The organism is Streptomyces sp. MB09-02B (genome assembly GCF_033794485.1).
In the GTDB taxonomy this organism is placed as follows: Bacteria; Actinomycetota; Actinomycetes; order Streptomycetales; family Streptomycetaceae; genus Streptomyces.
Genome location: NZ_JARGEE010000547.1, coordinates 1 through 5,136, shown reverse-complemented (window position 1 = coordinate 5,136; position 5,136 = coordinate 1). Strand labels below are relative to the sequence as shown.

7 protein-coding genes are annotated in these 5,136 nt (G+C 70.4%); 2 read left to right on the top strand and 5 right to left on the bottom strand.

Annotated features, from left to right (window positions below; genetic code table 11):
- Positions 1-438: DUF6542 domain-containing protein (locus tag P1P70_RS40285; protein ID WP_319246801.1), on the bottom strand; the 438-nt coding region annotated here is incomplete at its 3' end.
- Positions 439-891: 453 nt separating this feature from the next.
- Between P1P70_RS40285 and ychF the strand changes: the two genes are divergently transcribed.
- The gene (gene ychF / locus P1P70_RS40280) at positions 892-1,980 is read left to right on the top strand and encodes a redox-regulated ATPase YchF (protein WP_319246799.1); all 1,089 of its coding nucleotides are present in this window, start codon (positions 892-894) and stop codon (positions 1,978-1,980) included.
- A 111-nt stretch (positions 1,981-2,091) separates the two neighbouring features.
- Here ychF and P1P70_RS40275 read toward each other — a convergent pair whose 3' ends face one another.
- The 3 genes from P1P70_RS40275 to fxsA all read right to left on the bottom strand — a co-directional run bounded on the left by P1P70_RS40275 (position 2,092) and on the right by fxsA (position 3,545).
- Positions 2,092-2,673: a Uma2 family endonuclease gene (locus P1P70_RS40275; protein ID WP_319246798.1), complete on the bottom strand. Its 582-nt coding sequence runs from the start codon at positions 2,671-2,673 to the stop codon at positions 2,092-2,094.
- Between the two features lie 114 nt (positions 2,674-2,787).
- Entirely contained in the window at positions 2,788-3,216 is a 429-nt protein-coding gene (locus tag P1P70_RS40270) for an AAC(3) family N-acetyltransferase (RefSeq protein WP_319246796.1), read from the bottom strand.
- A gap of 158 nt (positions 3,217-3,374) precedes the next feature.
- Complete coding sequence (gene fxsA, locus P1P70_RS40265) at positions 3,375-3,545, bottom strand: FxSxx-COOH cyclophane-containing RiPP peptide (protein ID WP_319246794.1); 171 nt, start codon at positions 3,543-3,545, stop codon at positions 3,375-3,377.
- A 206-nt stretch (positions 3,546-3,751) separates the two neighbouring features.
- Between fxsA and P1P70_RS40260 the strand changes: the two genes are divergently transcribed.
- Complete coding sequence (locus P1P70_RS40260; protein ID WP_319246803.1) at positions 3,752-3,919, top strand: hypothetical protein; 168 nt, start codon at positions 3,752-3,754, stop codon at positions 3,917-3,919.
- Positions 3,920-3,947: 28 nt separating this feature from the next.
- Here the strand turns inward: P1P70_RS40260 and P1P70_RS40255 are convergent, their stop codons facing one another.
- Positions 3,948-5,054 (bottom strand): threonine synthase, encoded by a 1,107-nt coding sequence (locus P1P70_RS40255; protein WP_319246793.1) that lies wholly within the window; start codon positions 5,052-5,054, stop codon positions 3,948-3,950.
- Between the last annotated feature and the right edge of the window lie 82 nt (positions 5,055-5,136).

Below are 5,136 nucleotides of genomic sequence, written 5' to 3'. Positions count from 1 at the left end.
CTCCCGGCCCGAACCACCCGGCTCCCCCTCGCTCACCCTCTCCCTGCCTCTGTCCAATTCCCGCTCGGCGACCCGGCGGGCCATCAGCCGCAGCTTGCGCACGGTCACGATGACGCCGGCGACGAGGGTGCCGCCGTAGAGCCAGCCCGCCTGCATGGCGAGGGCGGTGACCAGGGCCATCAGATGCCCCCCGAGGCCGCCCTCGCCCTCGGCGAGCAGCGGCAGCCCGACCGCGAAGGCGATGGGTACGACGACGGGCGCGCTCGCCAGGTCACCGCTGCGCACCCACACCGCGCTCAACGCGCTGACCAGCAGGAACAGCACCCCGTACAGGGCGGGGGAGGCGCCGAACAGCAGCCGGTCGAGGCCGGCGAGCACGAACATCGACACCCCGCAGAAGACCCCGCAGCCCAGCCCGGTGAGGCGTGGCTCCGGCATCCGACGCACGGCCCGCGCGATCCTCCGCACGGCCCGCGCGGCACTCCGCACGGCTCGCACCGGGGGCGGTACGGGCCCGCGCGCGACCGGAGCACGACGCGGCACACCCGCGCCGCCAACCCGTCCCCCTCTGCCGGCCTGCGGCGGAAGGGGAGAGGCGCGGCGCTGCGGCCCGGTCCGAGGGGGATGCGGGGGGTGCGTCCTTTGCTGCTGCTCCACTCGTCCAACCTAGGTCGGTTAATGTGCCGAATGGGTTCACAGACACGCCGTCGAGCGGACCTTGGCCAAGCGTTCGACACTTCGCCGGGGCGGGTGCCGGTACGCCGTAAACTGGGGGATCGGCCGGCCTTCCGGCCGCTGGGGCACGATCCGCCGGACAGGCTCCGGGCCGGCCCCAGGCCCAGCCGCCCAGCCCCGGCCGCCTGGCCCTCCTACGTACGGGAAGTCGTAAACGTGTCGCTCACGATCGGAATCGTCGGTCTGCCCAACGTCGGCAAGTCGACCCTGTTCAACGCCCTGACCAAGAACGACGTGCTGGCGGCCAACTACCCGTTCGCCACGATCGAGCCGAACGTCGGCGTCGTGGGCGTCCCGGACGAGCGCCTGACGAAGCTGGCCGAGATCTTCAGCTCGCAGAAGGTCCTCCCGGCGACGGTCGACTTCGTCGACATCGCGGGCATCGTGCGCGGCGCCAGCGAGGGCGAGGGCCTCGGCAACAAGTTCCTCGCGAACATCCGCGAGTCGGACGCGATCTGCCAGGTCATCCGCGCCTTCCAGGACGAGAACGTCGTGCACGTCGACGGCAAGGTCTCGCCCAAGGACGACATCGAGACGATCAACACCGAGCTGATCCTCGCCGACCTGCAGACCATCGAGAAGGTCCTGCCGCGCCTCCAGAAGGAGTCGCGCATCAAGAAGGACATCGCCCCGAAGGTCGCCGCCGTCGAGGCCGCCCAGGAGATCCTGGAGAAGGGTGACACCCTCTTCTCCCAGGGCATCGTGCAGGGCTCCGGCAACGAGGAGCTCCTCCACGACCTGCACCTGCTCACCACCAAGCCGTTCCTGTACGTCTTCAACGTCGACGAGGACGAGCTGACCGACGAGGACTTCAAGAACGAGCAGCGCGCCCTGGTCGCCCCCGCCGAGGCGATCTTCCTCAACGCCAAGCTGGAGGCGGACCTCGCCGAGCTGGACGAGGCGGACGCGATGGAGCTCCTGGAGTCGGTCGGCGCGGAGGAGCCGGGCCTCGCCACCCTCGCCCGGGTCGGCTTCGACACCCTGGGCCTGCAGACCTACCTCACGGCCGGCCCCAAGGAATCCCGCGCCTGGACCATCAAGAAGGGCGCGACGGCCCCCGAGGCGGCCGGTGTGATCCACACCGACTTCCAGAAGGGCTTCATCAAGGCCGAGGTCATCTCCTTCGCCGACCTGGTGGAAACCGGCTCGGTGGCCGAGGCCCGCGCCAAGGGCAAGGCCCGCATGGAGGGCAAGGACTACGTGATGCAGGACGGCGACGTCGTCGAGTTCCGCTTCAACGTGTGACCAGTTCGTTACTGTACGTCAAGTAGCTTGGCAAGTGCGCAGGTCGGAAGGGGTCGGACTCGGACGAGTCCGACCCCTTCCACATTCCCGCGCAGACGGCGCGCGGACTTTTCACCTGCTTCGGGGCGGCGTGAGCCTGTCCAGGTCGAGGCTGATTTCGAAGGGCACCGGGCGCTGGAGAGTGCCCCGGAAGATGCCGGCGGGCGCGTAGGCGCCGGTCGGTTGGTCGAGCTCGTAGACATGGACGACAGGTGCCCCGTCCTCGTCTTCGATGCACCAGTAGTGCGGGATGCCGGCCTCCGCGTACTTGCGAAGCTTCACGGTGCGGTCGCGGTGGGCGGATTCCGGTGACACGGCCTCGACGACGAGCTTCACGTTCTCCGGGGCGTACCAGGTGCGGTCGGGGTCGTAGGACAGGTCCGTCAGCAGGAGGTCCGGCTCCGGGCGGTTGCGGGCATCGAGGCGGATCGTCATTTCGCGCTCGACCTCGAAGCCGGTCGGAGCCTGCGCCATGAGCGTGGTCGTCAGGGCGGTGACGAGGCGGCCATGCCAGGACCGCTGGGGCGACATCATGAAGACGAGTGCTCCGTCGATGAGCTCGGTGTGGCGGGGCGCCTCCGGGAGGCGGTCCAGGTCCTCCGCGAACCAGCCCTCCGCGCGCGGGGGGCGCATCCAGTCGGGCAGAGCGGTCATGAGCCAACCCTAGCGATTGATGCCGACAGGAGGGGCGTCGCGCTGGTGATCCATTGGTGCGGCTCCTGCCCCTGACTGCGGCGCGGTGGAGGCACCCCGGCCCGGGCGACCGGATCACGCCGTACGTGACCGTGAAGGCCGGCGGCACTCTTCGAGGTCGGGCCCCTGCTCTTTTCCTGCCGTGTTCGCCAGCCGCCCGGCGAACGCGACCGCGTCAGCGAGGTCGAACAGGCGGCAGTGGGCATGACCGACCCGACCGGAGCGCACCGCCCCGGTCGCCTCGTAGGCGGCCCCCACCGCTGCGAACGAGGGTGAGCAGAGGGCCACCAGCGCCCGGCAGTGCCCGATCTCGTTGCCGAGCGCGCTCTCCCAGTCCATGCCCAGGCCGATCCGCTCGATGTCGAGGAACGGCTGTTGTCCGCTGCAGTCCGCACCCAGGCGGCCCAGCTCCGCCAACAGGTCGTCGTAGAAACGACGCACGAAGGCGCTACCCCGGTCGTCCCGGCGCGCATAGCTGAGGAAGAAGTACGGCTCTCGCTCCAAAGCACCCCCCGGCCGTCGTATCCGGCGCAGGCGTTTCACCGCGCCTGGAGCCGGGATACGTGCGTGGCAACGTGATACCCCGCTGGACCGGGACTCAACTCGCCAAGGAGGGCAGGGGATCGTAGTTGGCCGAAAGGCGGTGAGAAAGGCTGTGGACGTCAGAGAAGTGCTGACGAGAACGCGGCGAAGCTCTCGCCCGACGGGAATCGCACATCGTGGAGCACCGACGCGAGAACCGTGTCCGGCAGGTCCCCGAGCGCTTCCATGGGCAGGTCGGTGATGTCCACCAGGTCCGAGACGTGCTCGGGGCCGCTCGTCTCTCTCAGCACCTGAAGTGCCCTTCTACCTCGCGCGCGCCGACCGGGTGTGTGCTTCTTGTGGTCCGGTGCCGCGCGAGGGAAATTCCCGCCCTCTGTCACCGCTGTTCGGTGAGGTCCCTTGTCGGGAACGTGCCGGTTCGGGGATGTCGATCTCCTGGGCTGGGCAGTTTCCGAGCAGGTCGGCACATCAGGCTGGGGAGGGGGACCACATGTGGGTGGCATGGGCGATTCTCGGCGTGCTCGTCGTGCTCAACGGTGAGTTCCGGGTGCTGGCGGTCGCCGCCGGAGTGCTGTTGTTGTGGGTCGGGCACAAGCGCAGCAACATGCTGTTGACGGCGGTCGGCGCGGGGTTCCTCGCGCTGATGCTGTACGCGGCGTACTGATCCCGGCGCCGGCGGGGCCCTTCGGGGCTCAGGCCCCCGCCAGCCCCGTCTTCACTCCCGCGCCGCACAACGGCACCACCGCCGTGCGTGACCCCAGCGCTCCCTCCCGTACCGCCGCCCAGCAGGCCACGCCCGTGGACTCGACGTACAGGCCGCGGGAGGCCAGGTCGCGTTGGGCGTGGCGGATCTGGTCCTCCGTCACGGTGAGGAAGGTGCCGCCGGAGTCCCGGACGGCGCGGAGGATCTGACGGGCCCGCGGCGGGCGGGGGATGGCGATGCCCTCGGCGAGGGTGGGTGCCGTGGGCGTGGTCCCGACGAGGTCGTCGGCGCCCTCCAGCCAGGCGTGGGCCAGCGGCGCCACGGCGGCGGACTGGACGGCGTAGAGGGCGGGGCGGCGGTCGATGAGGCCCGCCGCGTGCAGTTCGGCGACGGCGAGGGACGCGCCCAGCAGCAACGTGCCGTTGCCCACCGGTACGACGATCACCTCGGGGAGGCGTCCGCCGAGGTCCTCCCACAGTTCGTGGACGTACGTCTTGGTGCCGTGCAGGAAGTACGGGTTGTAGACGTGCGAGGCGTAGAACACGCCGTCCTCGTCCGCCGCCGAGCGGGCCACCCGGGCCGTGGCCTCGCGGTCGCCGTCGACGAGGTGGAGCTGCGCGCCGTGCGCCCCGATCTGCTCCAGCTTCTTGTCCGACGTGCCGGCCGGGACGTACACCGTGCAGGGCAGCGCGGCCCGTGCGCAGTACGCGGCGACCGCCGTGCCCGCGTTGCCGCTGCTGTCGGCGATCACCTGCCTGGGACCGAGCCGCAGGGCCAGCTCGGCGAGGAGCACCGCGCCCCGGTCCTTGAAGGACAGCGTCGGCATCAGGAAGTCGAGCTTGGCCCGGATGCCCTCCCGCAGTTCGACGAGCGGGGTCCGGCCCTCGCCCAACGAGACCGTGGGCGAGGCCAGGGGGAGGCATTCCGCGTAGCGCCAGAGCGAGTTCACCCGGCCGGAGAGCGACTTGAGCGATGCGGGTGTGGGCGCGAAGTCCAGGTCGAGGGGGCCTCGGCAGGCCGGGCAGCACCAGGCGAGGGAGGCGGCGGGGACGCGCGTGCCGTCCGTCGGGCAGAAGCGATCCGGCAGAGGGGTCATGAACGAAGGTTAGTTCGGGGGAGATGAGTCGGCAGGTGTGACGGCGGTGGCCGTGTCGGCAGAGGTCGGAGGGGGGTGGGGG